The sequence below is a fragment of the Spongisporangium articulatum genome (assembly GCF_044465595.1).
In the GTDB taxonomy this organism is placed as follows: Bacteria; Actinomycetota; Actinomycetes; order Actinomycetales; family Kineosporiaceae; genus Spongisporangium; species Spongisporangium articulatum.
Genome location: NZ_JBITLV010000006.1, coordinates 175,468 through 195,851, shown reverse-complemented (window position 1 = coordinate 195,851; position 20,384 = coordinate 175,468). Strand labels below are relative to the sequence as shown.

General features: G+C 72.8%; 12 protein-coding genes and 1 pseudogene. 5 read left to right on the top strand and 8 right to left on the bottom strand.

The window, feature by feature from the left end; all coding sequences use genetic code 11:
• Positions 1 to 28 precede the first annotated feature (28 nt).
• Positions 29 to 1,492, bottom strand: a complete 1,464-nt coding sequence (gene rpsA, locus ACIB24_RS18050) for a 30S ribosomal protein S1 (protein WP_398283204.1) — start codon at positions 1,490 to 1,492, stop codon at positions 29 to 31.
• A 246-nt stretch (positions 1,493 to 1,738) separates the two neighbouring features.
• Here rpsA and ACIB24_RS18045 point away from each other — a divergent pair, with 246 nt between their 5' ends.
• A complete protein-coding gene (locus ACIB24_RS18045) occupies positions 1,739 to 2,581 on the top strand; it encodes a class I SAM-dependent methyltransferase (protein ID WP_398283616.1) in 843 nt (280 codons plus the stop codon).
• On the opposite strand, the gene ACIB24_RS18040 is transcribed toward ACIB24_RS18045, so the two are convergent.
• Entirely contained in the window at positions 2,578 to 3,624 is a 1,047-nt protein-coding gene (locus ACIB24_RS18040) for a DUF3068 domain-containing protein (protein ID WP_398283202.1), read from the bottom strand. The genes ACIB24_RS18045 and ACIB24_RS18040 overlap by 4 nt on opposite strands.
• A gap of 195 nt (positions 3,625 to 3,819) precedes the next feature.
• Between ACIB24_RS18040 and ACIB24_RS18035 the strand changes: the two genes are divergently transcribed.
• Positions 3,820 to 5,976 carry a hypothetical protein gene (locus ACIB24_RS18035; protein WP_398283200.1) on the top strand — a complete coding sequence of 719 codons (2,157 nt, stop codon included), beginning with the start codon at positions 3,820 to 3,822 and terminating at the stop codon, positions 5,974 to 5,976.
• Positions 5,973 to 6,515 (top strand): annotated as a pseudogene (locus ACIB24_RS18030) (acyltransferase family protein); the annotation flags it as partial. The gene ACIB24_RS18035 and the pseudogene ACIB24_RS18030, both read left to right, overlap by 4 nt.
• Before the next feature lie 1,180 nt (positions 6,516 to 7,695).
• Here ACIB24_RS18030 and ACIB24_RS18025 read toward each other — a convergent pair.
• Both ACIB24_RS18025 and ACIB24_RS18020 read right to left on the bottom strand, forming a co-directional pair.
• Entirely contained in the window at positions 7,696 to 12,030 is a 4,335-nt protein-coding gene (locus ACIB24_RS18025) for an alpha-(1->3)-arabinofuranosyltransferase domain-containing protein (protein ID WP_398283198.1), read from the bottom strand.
• 18 nt (positions 12,031 to 12,048) lie between these two features.
• On the bottom strand, positions 12,049 to 12,828 hold the full coding sequence (locus ACIB24_RS18020; protein ID WP_398283196.1) for a class I SAM-dependent methyltransferase: 780 nt from the start codon (positions 12,826 to 12,828) through the stop codon (positions 12,049 to 12,051).
• Between the two features lie 153 nt (positions 12,829 to 12,981).
• On the opposite strand from ACIB24_RS18020, the gene ACIB24_RS18015 reads away from it, so the two are divergent.
• Complete coding sequence (locus ACIB24_RS18015) at positions 12,982 to 14,298, top strand: glycosyltransferase family 4 protein (RefSeq protein WP_398283194.1); 1,317 nt, start codon at positions 12,982 to 12,984, stop codon at positions 14,296 to 14,298.
• 94 nt (positions 14,299 to 14,392) lie between these two features.
• Here the strand turns inward: ACIB24_RS18015 and ACIB24_RS18010 are convergent, their stop codons facing one another.
• From ACIB24_RS18010 to polA, 3 genes are all read right to left on the bottom strand, one after another.
• Entirely contained in the window at positions 14,393 to 14,587 is a 195-nt protein-coding gene (locus ACIB24_RS18010; RefSeq protein ID WP_398283192.1) for a hypothetical protein, read from the bottom strand.
• 100 nt (positions 14,588 to 14,687) lie between these two features.
• Positions 14,688 to 16,562 (bottom strand): hypothetical protein, encoded by a 1,875-nt coding sequence (locus ACIB24_RS18005; RefSeq protein WP_398283190.1) that lies wholly within the window; start codon positions 16,560 to 16,562, stop codon positions 14,688 to 14,690.
• The gene (gene polA / locus ACIB24_RS18000) at positions 16,541 to 19,276 is read right to left on the bottom strand and encodes a DNA polymerase I (RefSeq protein ID WP_398283188.1); all 2,736 of its coding nucleotides are present in this window, start codon (positions 19,274 to 19,276) and stop codon (positions 16,541 to 16,543) included. Before polA ends, ACIB24_RS18005 begins: the two co-directional genes overlap by 22 nt.
• Between polA and ACIB24_RS17995 the strand changes: the two genes are divergently transcribed.
• Positions 19,275 to 19,688, top strand: coding sequence for a PaaI family thioesterase (locus tag ACIB24_RS17995; RefSeq protein ID WP_398283186.1), 414 nt, complete (start codon positions 19,275 to 19,277; stop codon positions 19,686 to 19,688). The genes polA and ACIB24_RS17995 overlap by 2 nt on opposite strands.
• Positions 19,689 to 19,699: 11 nt before the next feature.
• On the opposite strand, the gene ACIB24_RS17990 is transcribed toward ACIB24_RS17995, so the two are convergent.
• Complete coding sequence (locus ACIB24_RS17990) at positions 19,700 to 20,308, bottom strand: GNAT family N-acetyltransferase (protein ID WP_398283184.1); 609 nt, start codon at positions 20,306 to 20,308, stop codon at positions 19,700 to 19,702.
• Between the last annotated feature and the right edge of the window lie 76 nt (positions 20,309 to 20,384).

Below are 20,384 nucleotides of genomic sequence, written 5' to 3'. Positions count from 1 at the left end.
CCCGCGGGGCCCCGGTTTCGCGTACTACTCAGGCGCCGGTGAGCTTCTCCCGCAGCGCGGCGAGGGCCTCGTCGGTCGCCAGCGTCCCCTCGGCGGCCGGGGCCTCCGAGCTGTAGGACGCCGGAGCGTCGCCGGCCTCGGCGCGAGCCTCGGCGTCGGCCGTCTTGGCCTCGTCGATCTGCTTGCGGTGCTGCTCCCAGCGCTCGTGGGCGGCGGCGTACTGCGCCTCCCACTCCTCGCGCTGCTTGTCGAAGCCCTCGAGCCACTCCTGGGTCTCCGGGTCGAAGCCCTCGGGGTACTTGTAGTTGCCGGCCTCGTCGTACTCGGCCGCCATGCCGTACAGCGCCGGGTCGAAGTTGTCGCCCGCCGCGGCCCCGGCCTCGTTGGCCTGCTTCAGCGACAGCGAGATGCGCCGCCGCTCGAGGTCGATGTCGATGACCTTCACGAAGATCGAGTCGCCGACCTGGACGACCTGCTCCGGGATCTCCACGTGACGCTCGGCCAGCTCGGAGATGTGGACCAGGCCCTCGATGCCCTCGTCGACGCGGACGAACGCACCGAACGGCACCAGCTTGGTGACCTTACCCGGCACGACCTGGCCGATGGCGTGGGTGCGCGCGAACTGCTGCCACGGGTCTTCCTGGGTGGCCTTCAGCGACAGGGACACGCGCTCGCGGTCCATGTCGACGTCGAGCACCTCGACCGTGACCTCCTGGCCGACCTCGACGACCTCGCCCGGGTGGTCGATGTGCTTCCACGACAGCTCGGAGACGTGCACCAGACCGTCGACGCCGCCGAGGTCCACGAACGCACCGAAGTTGACGATGCTGGAGACCACACCGGAGCGGACCTGGCCCTTCTGCAGGGTCTGCAGGAAGGTCTGGCGCACCTCCGACTGGGTCTGCTCCAGCCACGCGCGACGGGACAGGACCACGTTGTTGCGGTTCTTGTCCAGCTCGATGATCTTGGCCTCGATCTGCTTGCCGACGTACGGCTGCAGGTCGCGGACGCGCCGCATCTCGACCAGGGAGGCGGGCAGGAAGCCGCGCAGCCCGATGTCGAGGATCAGGCCGCCCTTGACGACCTCGATGACGGTGCCGGTGACGATGCCGTCCTCGTCCTTGATCTTCTCGATCGTGCCCCAGGCGCGCTCGTACTGGGCGCGCTTCTTCGACAGGATCAGCCGGCCCTCCTTGTCCTCCTTCTGGAGAACCAGGGCCTCGATCTCATCGCCGACGCTGACGACCTCAGCCGGGTCGACGTCGTGCTTGATGGACAGCTCGCGAGAAGGGATGACCCCCTCGGTCTTGTACCCGATGTCGAGCAGGACCTCGTCGCGGTCGACCTTGACGATGACGCCTTCGACGATGTCGCCGTCGTTGAAATGCTTGATGGTCTCGTCGATCGCGGCGAGGAGCTCTTCCTCGCTGCCGATGTCGTTGACTGCGACCTGAGGGGTGACGCGGGCCTTCTCGGCCGTCGTGGTGGTCATGAAGTAGGGGCTCCGATGTGGACTGGTCGTCGTGGTGGGCTGAAATGAGGTTGTTCAGCACACGCCGCGAACACAGGCCGTAGCCCCGAGTCGGTGGCGAAAACCACCCGGGCCAGGAGCCGGGGTACCGCGCCAGTCGGATCAGAGACAAACACACGTCCGCGCACACAGCATGCGCTTCGTCACAGGATAGCCACCGCGCCTCGGGAGGGTCAAAGCAGCACCGGAGCGGACACGCGGGCCGACCTGCGGGATCATCAGGCCCGTGAGCGAACGGTGAGCGACCTGGGCGACGCCGGTTACCGCGCCGCCGGGGCCGAGGAGACGGTCCGGGCGAACCGGTCCTGGTGGGACGGATCCGCCGTCGGCTACCAGGAGGAGCATCGGGGCGACCTGGGCGGTCCGGACGGCTTCGTCTGGTGCCCCGAGGGGCTGCGCGAGGACGACGCCCACCTGCTCGGCGACGTCCGCGGGCTCCGCGTCCTGGAGGTGGGGGCGGGGGGTGCGCAGTGCTCGCGCTGGCTGGCCGGGCGGGGCGCGCAGGTGGTGGCCACCGACCTGTCGGCGGGGATGCTGCGCTCGGTCCAGTCCCCGCCCGGGAGCGCGCCCGTTCCCCTCATCCAGTGCGACGCCCGGATCCTGCCGTTCGCGGACGGCTCGCTCGACGCGGCCTTCACCGCGTACGGCGCCGTGCCCTTCGTGGCCGACCCGGGCCGGATCTACGCCGAGGTCGCGCGGGTGCTGCGCCCAGGCGGCCGGTGGGTCTTCGCGATCACCCACCCGATCCGGTGGGCGTTCCCCGACGACCCGGGCCCGCGCGGCCTGAAGGCCACCCGCTCCTACTTCGACACCACGCCCTACGTGGAGACCGACCGCCGGGGCGTCGTCACCTACGCCGAGCACCACCGGACGCTCGGCGAGCAGGTGCGCCTGCTCAGCGCCGCCGGGTTCCGGCTCGTCGACCTCGTCGAGCCGACCTGGCCGCCCGAGCTCCGGCGCACCTGGGGTGGCTGGAGCCCGCGTCGGGGCGAGATCATCCCCGGCACCGCGATCTTCGTGTGCCGCCGGGAGGACGAGCTGGAGGACTAGGAGCGGGCGAAACTGCGGTCGTCCGCCTCGTCGTCCTCGTCCTCGTCGTCGTCGTCCCACTCGTCCCAGTCACGGGACTCGGTGCGCCCGAAGTACAGGATCGTGATGCCGATCAGCGCGAGGATCGGCCCGGCCACCCAACCGCCGACCGGGCCCCAGGTCGTCACGAAGGCCAGGCGCCACGCCAGCGGCTTGTACTCGTCGACCTCGTTCTGGACGGTCTCCGGCGTGAACTCGAGGTGGCCGTAGATGATCGGCGCCGACTTGCCCTCGTAGGACAGGCGCTGGTTCACGTCCTCCGCGCCCTTGACCACGGCGCCGGTGTTCGGCTCGACCCACAGGGTGCGCTTGGTGGCGTAGATCCGGTCGGCGTTGACGCTCTGCTCGTCGGAGCCGACCATCGCGCCCGGGACCGCCTCGGTGCCGACGACCTCGTCGGTGATCACCTGGATGAAGCGGTAGGTGACCAGCCCGTTGATCTTCTCGGTGCCGTCGTAGCGGGCGGTCGCGGTGGCCTTGATCGTGCTGTCCCACCACTCGTAGTTCTTGCGCTCCGTCTTGAACGGGAACTTGAACACCAGGCCGCGGTGCTTCACGGACTCTCCGACGTCGTCGGTCGGGTCCTCGATGACGTAGTCGCCGCAGCAGTTCGTCGCCTCACCGGTGAAGCCGTCGAACGAGGCCGCCTCGATGTTGGCCTCGAGCAGCGTGTCCGCGGGGTCGATGCTCGGGTTGTCGACGAAGGCGTTGTAGGCCTGCCGGTAGAAGGCCTGCCCGTCGGGCACCTTGGAGCCGTTGGGCGGCACCTGCCCCTGGACGTACCGGGTCGAGATGACCGTCTGGTCCGTGAGCAGGCCGTTGCCGCCCTTCACGACCAGCGCCGGCACCAGGACCGTGAGGCCCGTGCCCTTCGCGACGATCTTCTCCTGCGGGTTCTCCGGCACCTTGGCCACCCGCGGGTACACGAAGTTGGGCAGCGCGATCGCGAACGCGACGCAGAAGACACCGAACCCGATGAGGGCCAGACCGATCAACCTACGCATGGGGACCAACAACTCCAGGGCGGGGTCGGGGGCGGCGGGGCCAACGGAAGTGCACTGAACCAGCCACAGCACTGACTACACGACGTAATGTGGCCCGCGGCACATTACCAGCCGATTCATAGGTAGTCGCCACTCGTTCGGCGTCACTTTGCGTCACACCTGCGCCCGAGGGGTGGCGCACGGCACACTGAGAGTGTGCAGGAGGTGGACAGGGTGGCCGTGCGGCGTCCCGGGTTGATCGACGACGTCGACGACCCCTACCGCTACGAGGCCGACTCCGACCTCACCCTCGGGCTGCCCGGCTGGCTGGCCGCCGTCGTCCGGCGCCGCCGCGAGGCGTTCACCCGCACGGACGCCGTCGCGGGGGCCCTCCTGCTGGCCCAGGTCGCGGTCCTCGCCCTGCTCGTCGGCCGGGGTTCGCTGTACCTGGACGACCTGCGCGCCCAGGCGGCCACGCTGAACACGTCGTTCGTCTCCTTCGTGCTCTCCCCCGCCGACGGTCCCTTCGCCCCGGTACCGCGGCTCGTGGACTGGGTGCAGGCCACCCGGTTCCCGCTCGAGCACTGGCCGGCGACGTTCGTGGCCCTGTTCGTCCGGGTCGCCCTGGGGGTCGCCTTCTACCGGCTGCTGCGCCGCCTCGTCGGGCCCCGCCTCCTGATCACCGTGCCGTTGGCCGTGATGCTCTTCACGCCCGCCCTGCTCACGGCGACCGTCTGGGAGCGTCCCGCGCTCACCGTCCTCGCGGCCACGGCCGCCGGCCTGTGGGCGGTCGACGCGTTCGCCGCCTGGCAGCTGCAGCGGCAGGCCCGCAGCCTGGTCGTGGTGGCGGCGGCCACCCTGCTGGCCTGCGCCTGCCACGTGAGCGGGATCGCCGTGCCGGCCGTGCTCCTCGCGCTCCAGCTGACCGTCCTGGCCGGCCGCTCCCGGTGGCCGGGAGCCCTCCTCGGCCTGATCGCGTCGGCCGTACCGGCGGCGGCGTTCCTCGGCCTGTACCTGACCCGCTCGGGCGCGGCGGGGACGCCGGCCGCGCCGCACGCCCCGGCCGACGTGGCCGGTGCCGTAGGCCGGGCCCTGCTGCACCAGGTCGTGCCCGGGCTGCTCGGCGGGCCCTACGGCTGGGACGGCGCCCGGGCCTACGCGGTCGTGCTGTCGCCGGGGACGACGCTCACCGTGCTGTTCTGGGCCGTCGCCGTGGTGGGGTTCGGGGTCGCGGTGCGCCGGGGCCCCGGCCGGACGGCGCGCGCCGCCGGCTTCTTCGCGCTGGTACTGGTGGCCGCGGCGGCCGTCGCGTCCGTGGCCCGCACCGACGCCGTGGGGGTCCTGTTCAGCCGGGCCGACCTGCTGACCGTGCTGCTGGTCCCCTACCTGGTCCTGGCCGCCTCGATCGCGGCCTTCCCGGCCGCCGACGCATCCGAAGCACCGGAGGCGGGCGAGGCGAGCGACGCCGTCCGGTACGACCACCCCGCCGAAACCCCGCTCCCGCCGGCCGAACTCGCCTCCGGCGTGCCGATGACCCGGCGCGAGCGCCGGCTGGCCGAGGCGGCGGCGCAGACGGGCCTGACGAGCCAGACGAGCCAGACGAGCCAGACGACGCGGACGACCTGGACGACCCGGACGGCTGGGGCGCCCGCCCCGAGGACGGCCGCGACCGCCGTCCCGGAGCGGCCGCGCGAGATCGGCACCGGCGGGCTGACCCTCGCCGTGGTGGTCGCCGCGGTGCTCGCCGGGTCGCTCGTCAGCACGGTCACCTACGGGATCGCCTGGTGGGACAACCCGACCGGCCGGTGGCTGTCGACGATGCGCGGCTACGTCGGCGACGCCGAGGCCTACCCGCGCATCCTGGCCACCCCGCTGCCGCGGTCGATCCAGCCCGACGCGCAGAGCCGGGTCTTCCCGAGTTCGGCGCCGCTGGTGCTGCTGATCCGCCCCGACGCCCGCTTCCACGACGCCGACGGGCAGTCCCGGTCCGTGAACGACACGGGCGCCCTGGATACCCCATTGACGGCTAATCTGGGCATGAGCGAATCGTCCGGATGTGTCGGCAGCATCCGCGGCGGTCAGCGGACCACCCGGTGGCTGCGCCTGTCGCGGGACGTCCCGTACCAGGCGGGTGCGCAGATCGAGGTCGGTTTCCTGTCCGCCACCGGAGGCCGGGTGGAGGTGAGCATGCAGACCCCGCAGGGCCGGCAGCTCACGCCCGTGCGCTACAGCGACGTCGAGCTGCCCGCCGGCGCGCACCGGATGCACGTGGCCGTGAACTACGGCCGGACGGTGCACGCCGTGAAGGTCGGGTTCTCGGGTGGCGGCAACTTCTGCGTCACGTCCCTGTCCGTCTGGGTGCCCTACCGATGAGCGCGCCGACGGACGCCTCGGTGGACGCGCCGGTGGACGACCCCCGGACCGGGCCCGAGAGCGCGCTCGGCAACCACGACCTGCCCGTGCTCGAGGCGTACCGGGGCATCGCGGCGATGATGGTCGTGGTGACCCACGTCGGGTTCACGACCGCCGCCGGCATCTACGGGCCCTGGGCCGGGTGGCTCGCACGCCTCGACTTCGGGGTCGCGCTGTTCTTCCTCCTGTCCGGGTTCCTGCTGTTCCGGCCCTTCCTGCTGGCCGCCTACGGCCGGCGCACACCGGTCGCAGTGGGCAGCTACCTACGTCGCCGGTTCGTGCGCATCTACCCGGCCCTGCTGGTCGCGATCGTCGTCAACTACCTGCTCCTGGCCAAGGCCCGCGAGGCATCCGGCGGGGTCTGGGTGGCGACCACCTTCCAGCTGCAGAACTACTTCTACGACTTCGGCGAGCAGCTCGACGGCCTGGTCCAGCTCTGGAGCCTCGCGGTCGAGGTGTCGTTCTACGCGGTGCTCCCGCTGCTGGCCTACGCGATCCTCGGCCGGCCGCGGCGCACACCGGGGTCGCGCCCGGTCGCCGCGGACCCGGGGGCCGGCACCCCGCGCCGGATCGCCCCGGCCCCGCTGGTCGAGACCGGTCCGATCAAGCGTCCGCTCGACGCGCCGCGCCCGATGAGCCGGCGTGAGCTGCGTGAGCAGGAGGCCCGGGAGAAGTCGCTGGGGCACCGGCTCCGGCGTGCGGTCCCGGCCGCGCCGGCGGCCCGCGCCCGGGTGGACCTGGCGGTCGCGTCGACGGACCGCACGACGACCCGCAGCGCCGCGCCCACGCCGTCCGGGCGGGCCACCCAGCGAGCGGAGCGAGCGCCGGTCGTCTCCGTCCTGCCCGCCGAGGCCCCGTCCGAGGGGCCCTCGGATCGTCGAGTGGCCCTGGGCCTCCTGGCCATGATCGTGATCGCGATCGTCTGGCGGGCCGCCTTCATCCACGAGCCGGCCTTCTCGGCCAAGCAGCTGCTGTGGCTACCGGCCTTCCTCGACTGGTTCGCCGTCGGCATGGGCCTGGCCTGGATGCGGGAGCGCCCGCACGTCGTGCCGTCGTGGCTGCGCAGCCTGGCCGCCCAGCCCGGCGTCTGCTGGGCGATCGCGTTCTGCGGGTACTGGCTGATGACCACGAGCCTGGCCGGGCCGTACGACCTCGAGGCCGCGACCCGGGGCGAGAACCTGACGAAGCACATCTGCTTCATGGTCATCGGGGCGCTGCTGCTGCTGCCCGCCGTTCTCGGCGAGGAGTCCCAACGCTGGCGGGCCGTGGCCGGCAACCGCTTCTTCACCTGGCTCGGCCGGGTCAGCTTCGGCGTCTTCCTGTTCCACCCGATGCTGATGGAGACCATCCGCAACCTGCTGCGGATGAAGGTCTTCGCGGGCGGGTTCTGGGTCACCCTGGTGCTGACGATGGCGGCGAGCGCGGCGGTCGGAACGCTGTCGTGGAAGTACGTCGAGGCGCCCCTGCAGCGCCGGTTCCGCAACGGGTTCGACCTGGGCGGCCTGCGCCGGCCGGCGCTGGGCCAGGCGCTGCGCCCGTCGTTGCGTCCGTCGTTGCGCCCCTCGCTGGGCGCCCTGCGCCGCAGGACGCGGGACGGTCACGACGAGTGGGGTGGCGACTGGGGCGCCGACGACCAGTGGACCGACGAGGACCTGGCGGACACGTCGGCCATCCCGCTGGTCATCGACCTTCGGGATCCGGCTCCGCACCCGGAGGATCCTGCGGCAGAAGGCCTTCCTCCGACGTCTCCGTCGGTGGGGGTTCCGGTGTACGCCGACCGGCCCCGGGGAGCAGGCGCACCCTAGGCACGGTCCTCGGGCGGCGGGCCGGGACGAACCGGCCGACCACCGAGCCGATGCGGGCCAGCGGGCCCGCGCCCCCGTCGTCCAGGACGAGCACCAGCACCGCCAGCAGAACGAGCGCCCCGAAGATCGCCACCTGGGACAGGAAGGCCGTCTCCACCGACCGGGCGCTGAGGGCCGCCGTCAGGCCGGTCACGCCGCCCACCCCGATCACGAGGGCGCGGACCGGGTACCGGCGCAGCAGCACGAGCGTGCCGAGCGCGACCCCGACCCCCCACAACCCGGTCATGAAGACGAGGGCGCCCGCGGCGAGCAGACCGTCGGTGAACCGGCCGGGCGCCTCCTCGAGGGTGACGCTCAGCGCCCGGCGGGCCCGGCGCGCCGCGGCCCGACCCCCGGGCGGCTGGACGGCGGCCACGGCCCGGCCGTCGGGCGAACCCGGGGCCGGGCGGCGACGCCGGCGCGGGAACGCCATCGCGGCCAGCAGGGCGACCATCAGCATCCCGGTGATCAGGATGAGCCGGTAGGGGCGGCCCGGGGTGAACCGCAGGTCGACCGTGCCGCCCTGCCCGGCGGGCACGACGTACCCCTGCTGCCAACCGTCGAGCCGGATGGTCTCGAGTTGCCGACCCTTGAGCTCGGCCCGCCAGCCGGCGTTGAAGTTCTCGTGCACCACGAGGATCTGGGCCCCGGACCCGGGGGTGACCTGGACGGTGCGGTGCTCCTGGGACAGGTCGTCCACCACCGGCGTGGGGGCGGCGGTGGTCTGCGGCAGGCGCGCACCCGTACTGGCCGGGACCATCGTCAGCGACTCGGGCGTGACGGTGTCGCTCTCCTGCAGGACGATCCGGTTCTCCCCCGCGCGCAGGGCCGGCATCGCACTGCACAGGCGCACGGTCATCGGTGCGCGGCGCAGCACCTGGTCGGTCGTGCCGGTCAGCCGGGTCTGGATGCTCTGCCCGTTGACGTCCAGGGCCGGGCCGGAACCACAGGACAGTTGCACGGTCCGGTAGGCGGGCAGAGGGATCCGGGTGGTGTCGGCCGAGCCCGGCACGACGATCTCGCTGGCCCCCACGGGCAGGTTCACCGGGAACCCGGAGACCCGGTCGAGGGACTGCAGGCCGATCACGCCCCGCACGATCAGGGTGATCCGGTCGGTGGTGGCCCGCGGGAAGCTGATCCAGCCGTCGTCGTCGGGTTCGACGGTGGTGCTCCGGTTCCCGATCCGCACCTCCAGGCTGGCCGGCTTCGACGCCGCCAGGACCGGGCTGACCTGCCATCGCAACCGGTCGACGACTCGCTTCCCCGGCCACGAGATGGTCAGGGTCGGGGTGAGGTCGTTGATGCCGGCGATCCAGGCGGTGGACGGGTCACGGTCGACGGCGGCCTGCGGGCGGCCGGCCGGCTCCAGGGTGCGCCGCGACGACGCGGTGGCCGTCATCGCGTTCTGCGACGGCACGAGCAGGTCGTCGAGCTGCGCGGTCGCCTTCAACCGGGCCGTGCCGACGGCCGCGTAGTCGGCGGTCGCGGGCAGCGTGACCGTGCGGTCGATGTCCGAGTCCTGGCTCTGCTGGACGAGTCTCGGCGAACAGAGGGCGTCGTTGTCGGTGAACATGCAGCCGTCGACGCCGTCCCGGGCCGAGCGCAGCGAGATCACCGACGGGGTGCCCGTGGTCCGGGGCATCACGTAGGTCCGGGTGGGCGTGATCCCGGGGAGCCGTAGGGCGGAGAGGCTCACCGGCAGCAGTTCGTCGTTGCCCCCCTCCGGCACACCGGCGATGCGGAGCTTGAGCGTGCGCGTCGCTCCCGCCGGGATGCGGACCGACTGCGCCGTCCCGGCGCCCTCGGGGTTGAGCGTCGAGGTCTCGGCCCCCGAGTCGGTGATCACCTCGACCGCGGACACGCGCGCACCCGTCGAGCTGAAGGTGACCTGCAACGGCTGCGTGAAGCCGACCCGGTCCGGGAAGGTGACGGAGATCCACTGGTCGACCGCGAACCGGCCGCTCGTCCAGGCGGTCGAGCTGTCGCCGTCCAGGGCGTACCAGCCGCCCGTCGTGGTGCCGGCCTCGGTCGACGTGCTGACCCCCGAGATCCCGCTGTAGCGGGCGGTGACCTCGGTCGTGTCGAACGGCAGCCAGTCGTGCACCTTGCGCTTGTTCACGTACGGCTGGTCCGCGGTCATGACCAACGAGTAGTTGTCCCGGACCTGGGCGAAGTTCGCCTCCCGCCGCTGCACGCCGTCGGTGGCCACCAGCGGGGCGTCCTGCAGCTGGGGGGCCAGCGGGTCACCCTCGAGGACGACGGGCCGGTCGTCGAGCTGGTCGGCGTCGGCCAGCGCCAGGAGGGCCTCGGGGCCACCCTGGACCTTCACCGCCCCCGAGGCGGGCAGGACGTCGGCGAGCCGTGCGGACGGCGTCACGTCCCAGATCTCGATCGCCGACTGCGCGACGTCGAGCCCGTCGTCCGCGACCTGGAAGATGTTCCGGGTGCCCTGCAGCTGCGGACCGAACCGGGCCACCGGTTTCAGCCCCGGAGAGGCCTTGAGCGCCGAGCGCACCGTCACCGGCAGCGGCGGCGAGCCGGGCGTGAACGAGCGCTGCAGGTCCGAACGCAGCAGGATCCGGGAGATCCCGGCGCGGGCCAGGTACTCGGCGAGACCCGGTGAGCCACGGCCGGTCTCGAGCTGCTCTTCGATCGTGTTGAGCACCCGGATGTTGCCTGCCGACGACAGCGGGACGCTCGAACGGGTGGCCCAGCTGGTCCGGGCCAGGGCCTGGAACGGCTCGTCGTGCGGGTCGCCCCAGATGCTCGTGGCGAAGGACGACCCGGGCACGATCAGGGTGCGGCCGCCGTCCTGGGCCTGGTGCGTCTCCAGCCAGGCCGCGGCCTGGCGCCAGTAGTTCGGGACGCCGGTGAAGCTGCCCTGCGCGGGCAGCTGACCGGCCAGCGCGGGCGCCGCACTCCCGACGAGGGCGCACACGGCGATGAACTGGGCGATCCGCGGCCCCCGCGGGATCGACGGCAGCCCGCTGATCCGCACGGCCGGGATGTTCACCTTGCTCAGCGCGTGGGCCAGGGCCAGGGCCATCGGCACGCGCAGCACCAGGTCGAACTTGTGGGTGTTGCGCAGCGGGGCGCCGCCGTTGTCGAGGAACGTCTGGACGGCCGCCGACCACGGGGCCGTGAAGGGGCCGGTGTGCCCGAGGGTGAGCAGCGCCAGGCCGCCGATGCAGCCGCCGACCAGGAACCGGCGGTGCGGGGTGTCCGGGCGGAACATCCCGACCAGCGAGATGACCAGCAGCACCCAGGTCAGCAGGACGCCGCCGGGCGAGGTGATGACCGCGAAACCCGAGCGCCACAACGGTTCCGGGACGGCCAGCCAGGCCACCCACTGCGTCGTCCCCCGGAAGGCACCGGTCAGGCTGCCCTTCGAGGTGCTGACGGCGGAGCTCTCCACCCAGTCGAGGAACGGTGGGCTGTAGCGGCCGAGCAGCAGGAGCGGCCCCACCCACCAGAAGGTGGCCAGGACGGCGGCCAGGGACCACCAGCGGGCCAGCGAGCGGCGTACGGGCCCCTTCTCGCGGGTCATCAACCACCAGACCGGCAGGGGCAGGACGGCGCCCACGGCCACCGCGTTGACCCCGCCGCACAGCGCGATCATCAGGCCCGACCGGGCCGCGGCCGTGACCTCCCCGCCGCGGCGCACCTTCACCAGCGGGGCGAGCACCCAGGGCGCCATGGCCATCGGCCAGGCCTCGATGCTGACCGGCCCGACCTCGGTGATCATGCGCGGGCTGAGGGCGAACGTCAGCGCCGCGATGATCTGGATCGGGTGGGTGCCGATGTCGAGCCGCCGGCACAGCCGGTACAGGCCGTGGAACGCGACCAGCAGGACGACGGCCCACCAGGCCCGCTGCACCATCCAGGCCGGGAAGCCGAGCAGGTGGCCGGCGACGTAGAACGGGCCCATCGGCAGGAAGTAGCCGTAGGCCTGGTTCTGCAGCTGACCGGAGTCGCCCAGCGGCTCCCACAGGTGGCCCGCGCGCAGCAGGAAGCCCAGCGGGTCGATGCTCAGGTCGGCCTTGGTGTCCGGGGCGATCTGGCCCGGTGCCTGGACGAACGCGAGCGCCGTCAGGGCGACGCTGACCGCGAGCAGGTGCAGTCGCTGGCGCTGCGTCAGGGGCTGCGTCGAGGGCTGCGCGGAGGGGCTCATGGGCGGTTCACCGGTGGCTCACGTCTTGCGCAGCACGATGACGACGTTCCAGCAGAACGTCTCGCGCAACCCCGGCACCCGGGCCATCCACTTCGCCCAGGCCGGGTGGTACCGCGGGCGGATGTCGAGGACGGACGCCGTCCCGGCCCGCTGCGTGGCCTTGGCCCAGCGCACCATCTCCTCGGCCGAGCAGTTGAACAGCGACCGGCCGAAGTCGTTCTTGGGGCGTCGCCCGTGCTTCGCCGCGAACCGGTCGGCGGCGTACCGGCCGCCCAGGAAGTGCCACGGCGCCGTCTCGTGCCCGCCCCAGGGCGACAGCCACGTCGTCCAGGACAGCCAGACCAATCCGCCCGGGCGCACCACCCGGACCATCTCCGAGGCCATCCGTCGCGGGTCCGGCACGTGCTCGAGGACGTTGCTCGAGATGCACAGGTCGAGCCGGCCGTCGGCCAGGGGCAGCTGGAGTCCTGAGGCCCGCAGGAAGCCCTCCGGCGTGTCGCCGCGCAGGCTCAGCTCGCCGACGTCGGGGTCGATCCCCGCGTAGCGAGCGCCCGCCGCCCGGAAGGCGTCGGCGAAATATCCCGGTCCGCCCCCGACGTCCACGATGGAACGGCCCGCCAGGGGCCCGTACCGGCCGATCTCCCGCACCGTGTCGGCGGCCAGCAGCGAGTAGAAGCGGTCGGGGTCGGTCTGCTCGACCCGGAAGGCCTGGAACAACGCAACGCTACGGGCCAGCGACCCCATGGGCGGGAGCGCGGGGCCGTCGGTCGCGTCGGGTGACGGTCGGGTAGCCGACATGGGCTAAAAAGCTACCTGTAGGTAGCGGAGCGTACCGAGGGCGCCGTAACGTTCGTCACCTCGCGTCATGCCGGACATCGGCGGGAGCTTACGGCACAAGGATGTGCTCGATCGTCGCTGCCGCAGATGTCGAGGCCGCAGAAGGAGGAGTACGTGCAGACTCGCCCGCTCAGGGTCGCAGTACTCAACTGGCGCGACACCACGCATCCCGAGGGCGGCGGGTCCGAGCGGTACATCGAGCGCATCGCGGCCGACCTGGTCGCGGACGGCTGCCGGGTCGAGGTGCTCTGCTCCAAGCACCCGGGCGTCCCGCGGCGGCTGCGGCGCGACGGGATCCTGTTCCGGCATGCCGGTGGCCGCTGGAGCGTGTACCCGGCGGCCCTGCTCCGGCTGCTCGGCCAACGGCTGCGTGGGAAGGGGCCCGACGTCGTCATCGACGTCCACAACGGCATCCCGTTCTTCGCCCGGCTGGTGGCCGGGCGGCCCGTCGTCGTCCTCGTCCACCACGTGCACCGCGAGCAGTGGGGCGTCGTGTTCGGGCGGGCGATGGCCGCTGTCGGTTGGGCCCTGGAGTCCCGGCTGTCGCCGCGGGTGCACCGCGGCTGCCAGTACGTCGCCGTCTCCGACGTGACCCGCCAGGAACTGGTCGGGCTGGGCGTCGCCGAGCCCGCGATCGCCGTCGTCCACAACGGGACCCGGCCCGTACCGGCCGGTTTCGGCGTGCCGCGGGATGTCGACCCGAGCCTGGTCGTGCTCGGCCGGCTGGTCCCGCACAAGCGGGTCGAGCACGCCCTGCAGGTGCTGGCCGTGCTGCGCGACGAGTTCCCCGGGCTGAACCTGCGGGTGATCGGCGACGGCTGGTGGCGCGAGGAGCTCGAGGCCGAGGCCGCCCGGCTCGGGGTGGCCGACGACGTGCACTTCACCGGGTTCGTCGACGAGACGACCAAGGAGGAGCTGCTGGCCCGCTCCTGGCTGATGCTCGCCCCCTCGGTCAAGGAGGGGTGGGGCCTGATGGTCGTCGAGGCGGGCGCCCACGGCGTCCCGGCCATCGCCTACGCCAGCGCGGGCGGGCTCGCCGAGTCGATCAGCCACGGCCGGACCGGCCTCCTCGTCGACGACCTCGACGGGCTCGTCGAGGCCACCCGCGCCCTGCTGCGCGACCGGGCCCACCGCGAGGCCCTGGGGGACGCCGCCCGGGCCCACGGCGGCCACTTCAGCTGGCGGACGGCGTCCACCTCCATGCACCTGCTGCTGCGGCGGGCCGCCGCCGGGCTGCCCCCGACCAGCGTGGTGGACCCGACGGCCGCGCCGAACCAGCGGGTCACCGACGGCGTCCGGATGCATCGGCGGGACGACGGCAGCATCGTCGTCGATCTCCGGGACCCGTCGCGCCACGCCGACGGCACCCTGGTGGACCTCACGACCCTGGAGGCGGCCGCCGAGCAGGAGGCCCGCACCGAGTCGGAGTAGGTGCGCCCGTCGCACCCGCCAAGGCCCGGTTCACCCACCACGACGAAGCCCCGCGACCCTGGAGGGTCGCGGGGCTTCGTGAGGTCTGGGGCTGCTACTTGGCCGTCTCGCCGTACTGGACGTCGGTCGGCGTCAGGTTCTGGGCGGCCGGGCCCGGGTCGGAGTTCGAGGGGGCCAGGTTCACGATCTGGGTCGCACCCAGGATCGCCACTCCACCACCGATGATCGCTGCCGCGATGGGGGCGATGACCGCCATCCCGATGGCGCCGCGCTCGCGACGGCCCTTCATCGTGCCTCCTGCAATACCTGTCCGACTGGCCGGTAGCAACGTTAGCAGTCGGTGACCGGAATGGGGGCCACCACACACGTAATATCGCCCTTAAGCGGTGTCAAATGCTAACAGTGAGTGATCGTTGCGCTGCGTAGTGACGGCGTCGGCGACCGAGCGCCAGGCCGGCCGCCGTCACCAGTGTGACCCCGGCCAGCCCGTGGGCGCCGACCACGGCCACCACCCGCCACGTCGCGACGGCGGGAGCGTTCGGCATCGGGCCGGTCGTCCGGAGCAGGGCGAGCGTCGGCGTACTCAGGACGTACGCGAAACCGGCGGGCACGGGCGGGACGACGCCCGGCGTCTGCCGCTCCACCAGCACCCACCCGACGTCGAGTCGGCGCAACAGCAGGCCCCACGCCTGCGCGGTCTCCTCCGGTGTGCTCTGCGCCGTCTCGGCCAGGAGCCGCTGGACGGCCCGGGCGGCCTCGCCCTCGGCGGGCAGGCGGGTGCCGTCGACGGTCAGCGCGTCGGAGACGATCGTCCGGCGCGGCAGGACCCGGGGGGCCGGGTCGAGCACCTGGGTCGGTCCGGTCCACGGGAACTGCCGGAACGGCTGGAACGGGACGACCAGGAGCCGGGCGTCGTCGGGCTGCCGGTCGAGGTGTTCGCGGACGACCTGCCACTCGGCCGGGTAGTGCGCGGCGCGCAACCGGCCACCGAGGCCGTAGGCCAGGTCCGGCATCGTCGCGAACAGCAGCGCGCCCGCCAGCCCGGCCGTGGCCCAGCGCGTCACCGTTCCGGCCAGGTCGGCCTCCGTCCCGCCGGCCGCCCGTCCCCGCAGGCCGACCGCGGTGGCCAGGCCCGCCGTCCCGTGCCCGGCCAGGACGGCGATCAGCAGAGCGGGCGCGGCCAACCACCGGTGCCCGTCGCGCAGCAACCCGGCGCCGGGCACGAGTTCCACCAGCCCCCGCAGCAGCGCGGTACCGCCCGGCAGGACCGGCAGGAGTGCCACCAGGTAGCCCACGGCGGCGCCCAGCCCGACCACCGTCGTCCACCGCCGCGGCCAGCCGCCGGCCCGCCACAGCGCGAGGGCGCCGGACAGCGCGAGCCCCAGCAGGAGGACCGTTCCGGCCGGCCCGAGAATCGTGGCCCGCGAGTCGGGTACGACCGCCTGGTTCCACATCCCGCCCAGCCCGAGGACGTCGACCACCCGGCCGAGCCCGCTCTCCGCGACCACCGAGAAGTCGGTCAGCCCCGCGGTCTCCTCCCCACCCGCGGCCAGGCCGGGATGCACGAGCGAGGCGACCAACCAGGGCAGCTGCAGGACGACGGTGGCCGTGACCGCCGCGGCCCGTGCCCGGCGCGTCCCGGCCCCCGCCGCGGCGGTCAGGACGACGACCAGCAGGCACAGCACGCCCCCGCCCGGGGTGACCGAGCCCAGCCCGGCGGCGAACACCGCCCCGGCCCAGCGCCCGCGCACCGCCCCGAGCACGATCCAGGGCAGGGCCGCGTACGCGACGAGGTGCGGGACGTGCCCGATGGCCAGCTGCTCCATCACGAACGGGTTCCAGATGGCCACGGCGGCGGCGACCAGCTGGGCGGGCAGCCCGGCGAGGCCGTCGCCGCGGGTCAGGGCGACCAGCCGGGCCGCGCCCCAGCCGGCCAGCGTCAGGGTGAGCAGCGCGGCGGCCTGGGTGAGCCAGGCGTCCGGCCAGACCGTGGCCAGCAGGGCCACGACCGAGTCCAACGGAACGGCGCGGGGCAGCCGGTCCCCCAGCCCGAGCTGGTCCAGGCCCAGCACCGGCCGCGGCACGGACACCAGGTCGACGCGCAACGGGTAGCCGGGAGCCAGCATCGGGCCCAGCACCACGGCGGCGACGGCGAGCGAGAAGAGCAGGGGGACCGCCGTCCGGACCGTGCGCCGCCGCGGGCCGGACGCCGCCTCGGTCACGGCCTCGTTCCGGAACTCGTTCAGTGCGCGGCCTCGTGCCACGAGCGGCCGACGCCGACGGAGACGTCCAGCGGCACGGTCAGCTCCGCCGCACCGCTCATCGCCTGCACCGTCAGCTCCTCGACCACGGCCCGCTCCCCCGGCGCCACCTCGAACACCAGCTCGTCGTGCACCTGGAGCAGCAACCGCGACTTCAGCTCCCGGTCGCGCAGCGCACGGTCGACGTCGAGCATCGCGACCTTGATGATGTCGGCCGCCGAGCCCTGGATCGGCGCGTTCAGGGCCATCCGCTCGGCGGCCTCGCGGCGCTGCCGGTTGTCGCTGGTCAGGTCGGGCAGGTACCGCCGCCGACCGAGGATGGTCTGCGTGTAACCGGTGCGGCGGGCCTCGTCGACGACGCCGCGCAGGAAGTCGCGCACCCCGCCGAAGCGGTCGAAGTAGTCGTCCATCAGGCCCTGCGCCTCGCTCGGGGTGATGGTCAGCTGCCGCGACAGCCCGTACGCCGACAGTCCGTAGGCCAGCCCGTACGACATCGCCTTGATCTTCGAGCGCATCTCGGCCGTGACGTCGGCCGGTTCCACGCCGAAGACCCGTGAGCCGACGAACCGGTGCAGGTCCTCGCCGGAGCGGAACGCCTCGATCAGACCCTCGTCACCCGACAGGTGGGCCATGATCCGCATCTCGATCTGCGAGTAGTCGGCGGTCAGCAGGCACTCGCCGGCCGGCCCGACCACGAACGTCTCGCGGATGCGCCGCCCCTCCTCGGTGCGGATCGGGATGTTCTGCAGGTTCGGGTCGGTGCTGCTCAACCGGCCGGTCGCGGCGATCGTCTGCTGGTAGGTGGTGTGGATGCGCCCGTCGTCCGCCACGGACTTCAGCAGGCCCTCGACGGTCTGGCGCAACCGCGACGCGTCGCGGTGGCGCAACAGGTGGAGCAGGAACGGGTGCTCCGTCTTGCCGTACAGCTCGGCCAGCGCGTCGGCGTCCGTCGTGTACCCGGTCTTGGTGCGTTTGGTCTTCGGCATGCCGAGCTGGTCGAACAGCACGGTCTGCAGCTGCTTCGGCGACCCGAGGTTGATCTCCGTGCCGATGACGGCGAACGCCTCCTTCGCGGCGTCCGAGACGGCGGCGGCGAAGTGCGCCTCGAGGTCGGACAGCGCGTCGGTGTCGACGGCGATGCCGACCTCCTCCATCTCCTGCAGCACCGGCACCAGCGGCAGCTCGAGCGTGGTGAGCAGGTCGGCCGCGTTGCGCTCGTGCAGCTCCGGCTGCAGCGACTGCCACAGGTCGATGACGGCGCGCGCGTGCACCATCGCCACCTCGGCCTCGTCGGGGCCCTCCGAGACGTCGAGCGTCAGCTGGCCGTCGTCCTCCGCCTCCACCTTCAGCTCACGGCCCAGGTGGCGGAGGGTGAGGTCGCCCAGGTCGTAGCTGCGCTGGTCGGGCCGGCACAGGTAGGCGGCCAGGGCCGTGTCACCGAGCACGCCCGCGACCGGCAGGCCGCGCTGGGCCAGGGCGCCGAGCGGCCCCTTGGCGTCGTGGAACACCTTGTGCCGCAACGGGTCCGCGAGCCAGGCGGAGAGGGCCGCGAGGTCGCCCGGGGCGACCGTCTCAAGGTCCATGAACGCCGCCGCGCCCGCCGCCCCCTCACCATCTCCCTCGGAGGCCTCCGGCGTGGCGACCGCCAAGGCCCGGGCGTCGCCCCGCCCCGCCCGCCAGCCACCCAGCAGGTGCAGCCCGACGACGCCCGTGGCGTGGGCCTCGAGCCACGGCCCGACGGTGCCCTCGCCCAACCGTTCCCCGGTGAGCTCGAACCCGCCCTCGGCCTCGGGCTCGGGGCTCTTCAACGTCTCGAACAGCCGCTCGCGCAGCACCCGGAACTCGAGGCCGTCGAACAGCTTGTGCACCTCCTCGCGGTCCCAGCCCGGCAGCCGCAGCTGCTGCGGGGTCAGGGGCAGCTCCAGGTCGCGGACCAGCCCGTTGACGCGGCGGTTCACGATCACCTGGTCGAGGTGGGCGCGCAGGTTCTCACCGGCCTTGCCCTTCACCTCGCCGGCCGCGCCGATCACCCCGTCGAGGTCGCCGTACATGCCGATCCACTTGGCGGCCGTCTTCGGGCCGACCCCCGGGATGCCCGGGAGGTTGTCGCTCGTCTCCCCGACCAGCGCGGCCAGGTCGGGGTACCGCTCGGGCGGCACGCCGTACTTCTCCAGCACCGCCTCCGGCGTCATCCGGGCCATGTCGGAGACGCCCTTGCGCGGGTAGAGCACGGTGACGTTCTCGGTGACCAGCTGCAGGCAGTCACGGTCGCCGGAACAGATCAGAACATCGAACTCCTCGCGACCGGCCTGCGTCGACAGGGTGGCGATGATGTCGTCGGCCTCGTAGCCGGGCACCTCCACGGTCGGGATGCGCAGGGCCGCAAGGACCTCCTTGATGAGCGAGACCTGCCCGGAGAACTCGGCCGGTGAGGAGCTGCGGTTGCCCTTGTACTCGGCGTACGTCTCGGTGCGGAAGGTCTGGCGGGACACGTCGAACGCGACGCAGACGTGGTCGGGCGCCTCGTCGCGCAGCATGTTGATGAGCATCGAGGTGAAGCCGTAGACCGCGTTGGTCGTCTGCCCCGTCGTCGTGGAGAAGTTCTCGACCGGCAGCGCGAAGAACGCCCGGTAGGCCATCGAGTGACCGTCGATCAGGAGCAGTCTCGGACGGCCGGGTGCAACGCTCTCGCTCACGGGTGCCACCCTATGACCCATGTCCGACAACCAGCTGTTTCCCGGTACCTCCGACCCGTTGGGCGCGTTGAACCGGACGATGGGCGTGCAGATCCTGGAGGCCTCGGCCGAGAAGGTCGTGGCGACGATGCCGGTCGAGGGCAACACCCAGCCCTACGGCCTGCTGCACGGCGGCGCCTCCTGCGTCCTCGCCGAGAGCCTGGGCTCGACCGGTGCGGCGCTGCACGCGATGACGATGGGAAAGATCGCGATGGGGGTCGACATCAACGCCACGCACCACCGGGGCGTCACGTCGGGGACCGTCACCGGGACGGCGACGCCCGTGCACCTCGGGGGCAGCGTGGCGACCTACCAGGTGTCCATCACCGACGAACAGGGCCGAGCGGTGTGCACCGCCCGGATCACCTGCACCCTGCGCGAGATGCGCTCCTAGGAGAGCTTTTTTCAGCCCCAGCCGGCCGCCGCGTCGGGGCCGCCGGCCGGGTACTCCTCGACCCCCAGCGGACGGCGGCGCCCTCGGGCCCGCATCGACCGTCGCCGCGAGAGCAGGTCCTCCAGCGCCCCACGGGGCGCGTCACCGCACAGCCGACGGCGCAGGACGGCGGGCGCGACGGCCCGGCGTACGGTCAGCGGGGCGAAGCCCAGGCGGGCGAAGAAGCGGTGCGTCTCGCGGGCCAACGGGTTCACGCTCGAGACGATCTGGTCGGCCCCGCTGGCCTCGGCCCGGCTGGCGACGTGGGTGAGGATCGCGCGGGCCACCCCGTGGCGGCGGTGCTCATGGGCGACGAACAGCTCGTCGATCGACAGGGACGGTTCCAGCAGGAAGCTCAGCGGCGTCTCGCGCAGGACGACGAAGCCGACGGCACGCCCCTCCCGACGAGCCAGGAGGACCTCCAGCCGGCCGTCCCGGATGCCCTGCTCCAAGCGGGGGGCGATCTGCTCGACGGGGGCGGTGGCGCGGCCGAGGCGGACCATCTCGTCGCGCGCGTCGGACCACAGCCGTAGGACGTCGGCGAGTTCGTCCGGGCCGGCGGTGAGTACCTCGATCGCCACGCGGGACACGGTCAACCTCCTGTCGGACTCCCCGTCGGACGGTGCCGAACTCTCTTCTCGACCCGCCGTCCCGGGT

Coding starts and splice junctions, on each gene's coding strand:
- rpsA (WP_398283204.1), bottom strand. CDS start 1,492: ATGACCACCACGACGGCCGAGAAGGCCCGCGTCACCCCTCAGGTCGCA.
- ACIB24_RS17995 (WP_398283186.1), top strand. CDS start 19,275: ATGTCCGACAACCAGCTGTTTCCCGGTACCTCCGACCCGTTGGGCGCG.
- ACIB24_RS18025 (WP_398283198.1), bottom strand. CDS start 12,030: ATGAGCCCCTCCGCGCAGCCCTCGACGCAGCCCCTGACGCAGCGCCAG.
- polA (WP_398283188.1), bottom strand. CDS start 19,276: ATGGGTCATAGGGTGGCACCCGTGAGCGAGAGCGTTGCACCCGGCCGT.
- ACIB24_RS18010 (WP_398283192.1), bottom strand. CDS start 14,587: ATGAAGGGCCGTCGCGAGCGCGGCGCCATCGGGATGGCGGTCATCGCC.
- ACIB24_RS18020 (WP_398283196.1), bottom strand. CDS start 12,828: ATGTCGGCTACCCGACCGTCACCCGACGCGACCGACGGCCCCGCGCTC.
- ACIB24_RS18040 (WP_398283202.1), bottom strand. CDS start 3,624: ATGCGTAGGTTGATCGGTCTGGCCCTCATCGGGTTCGGTGTCTTCTGC.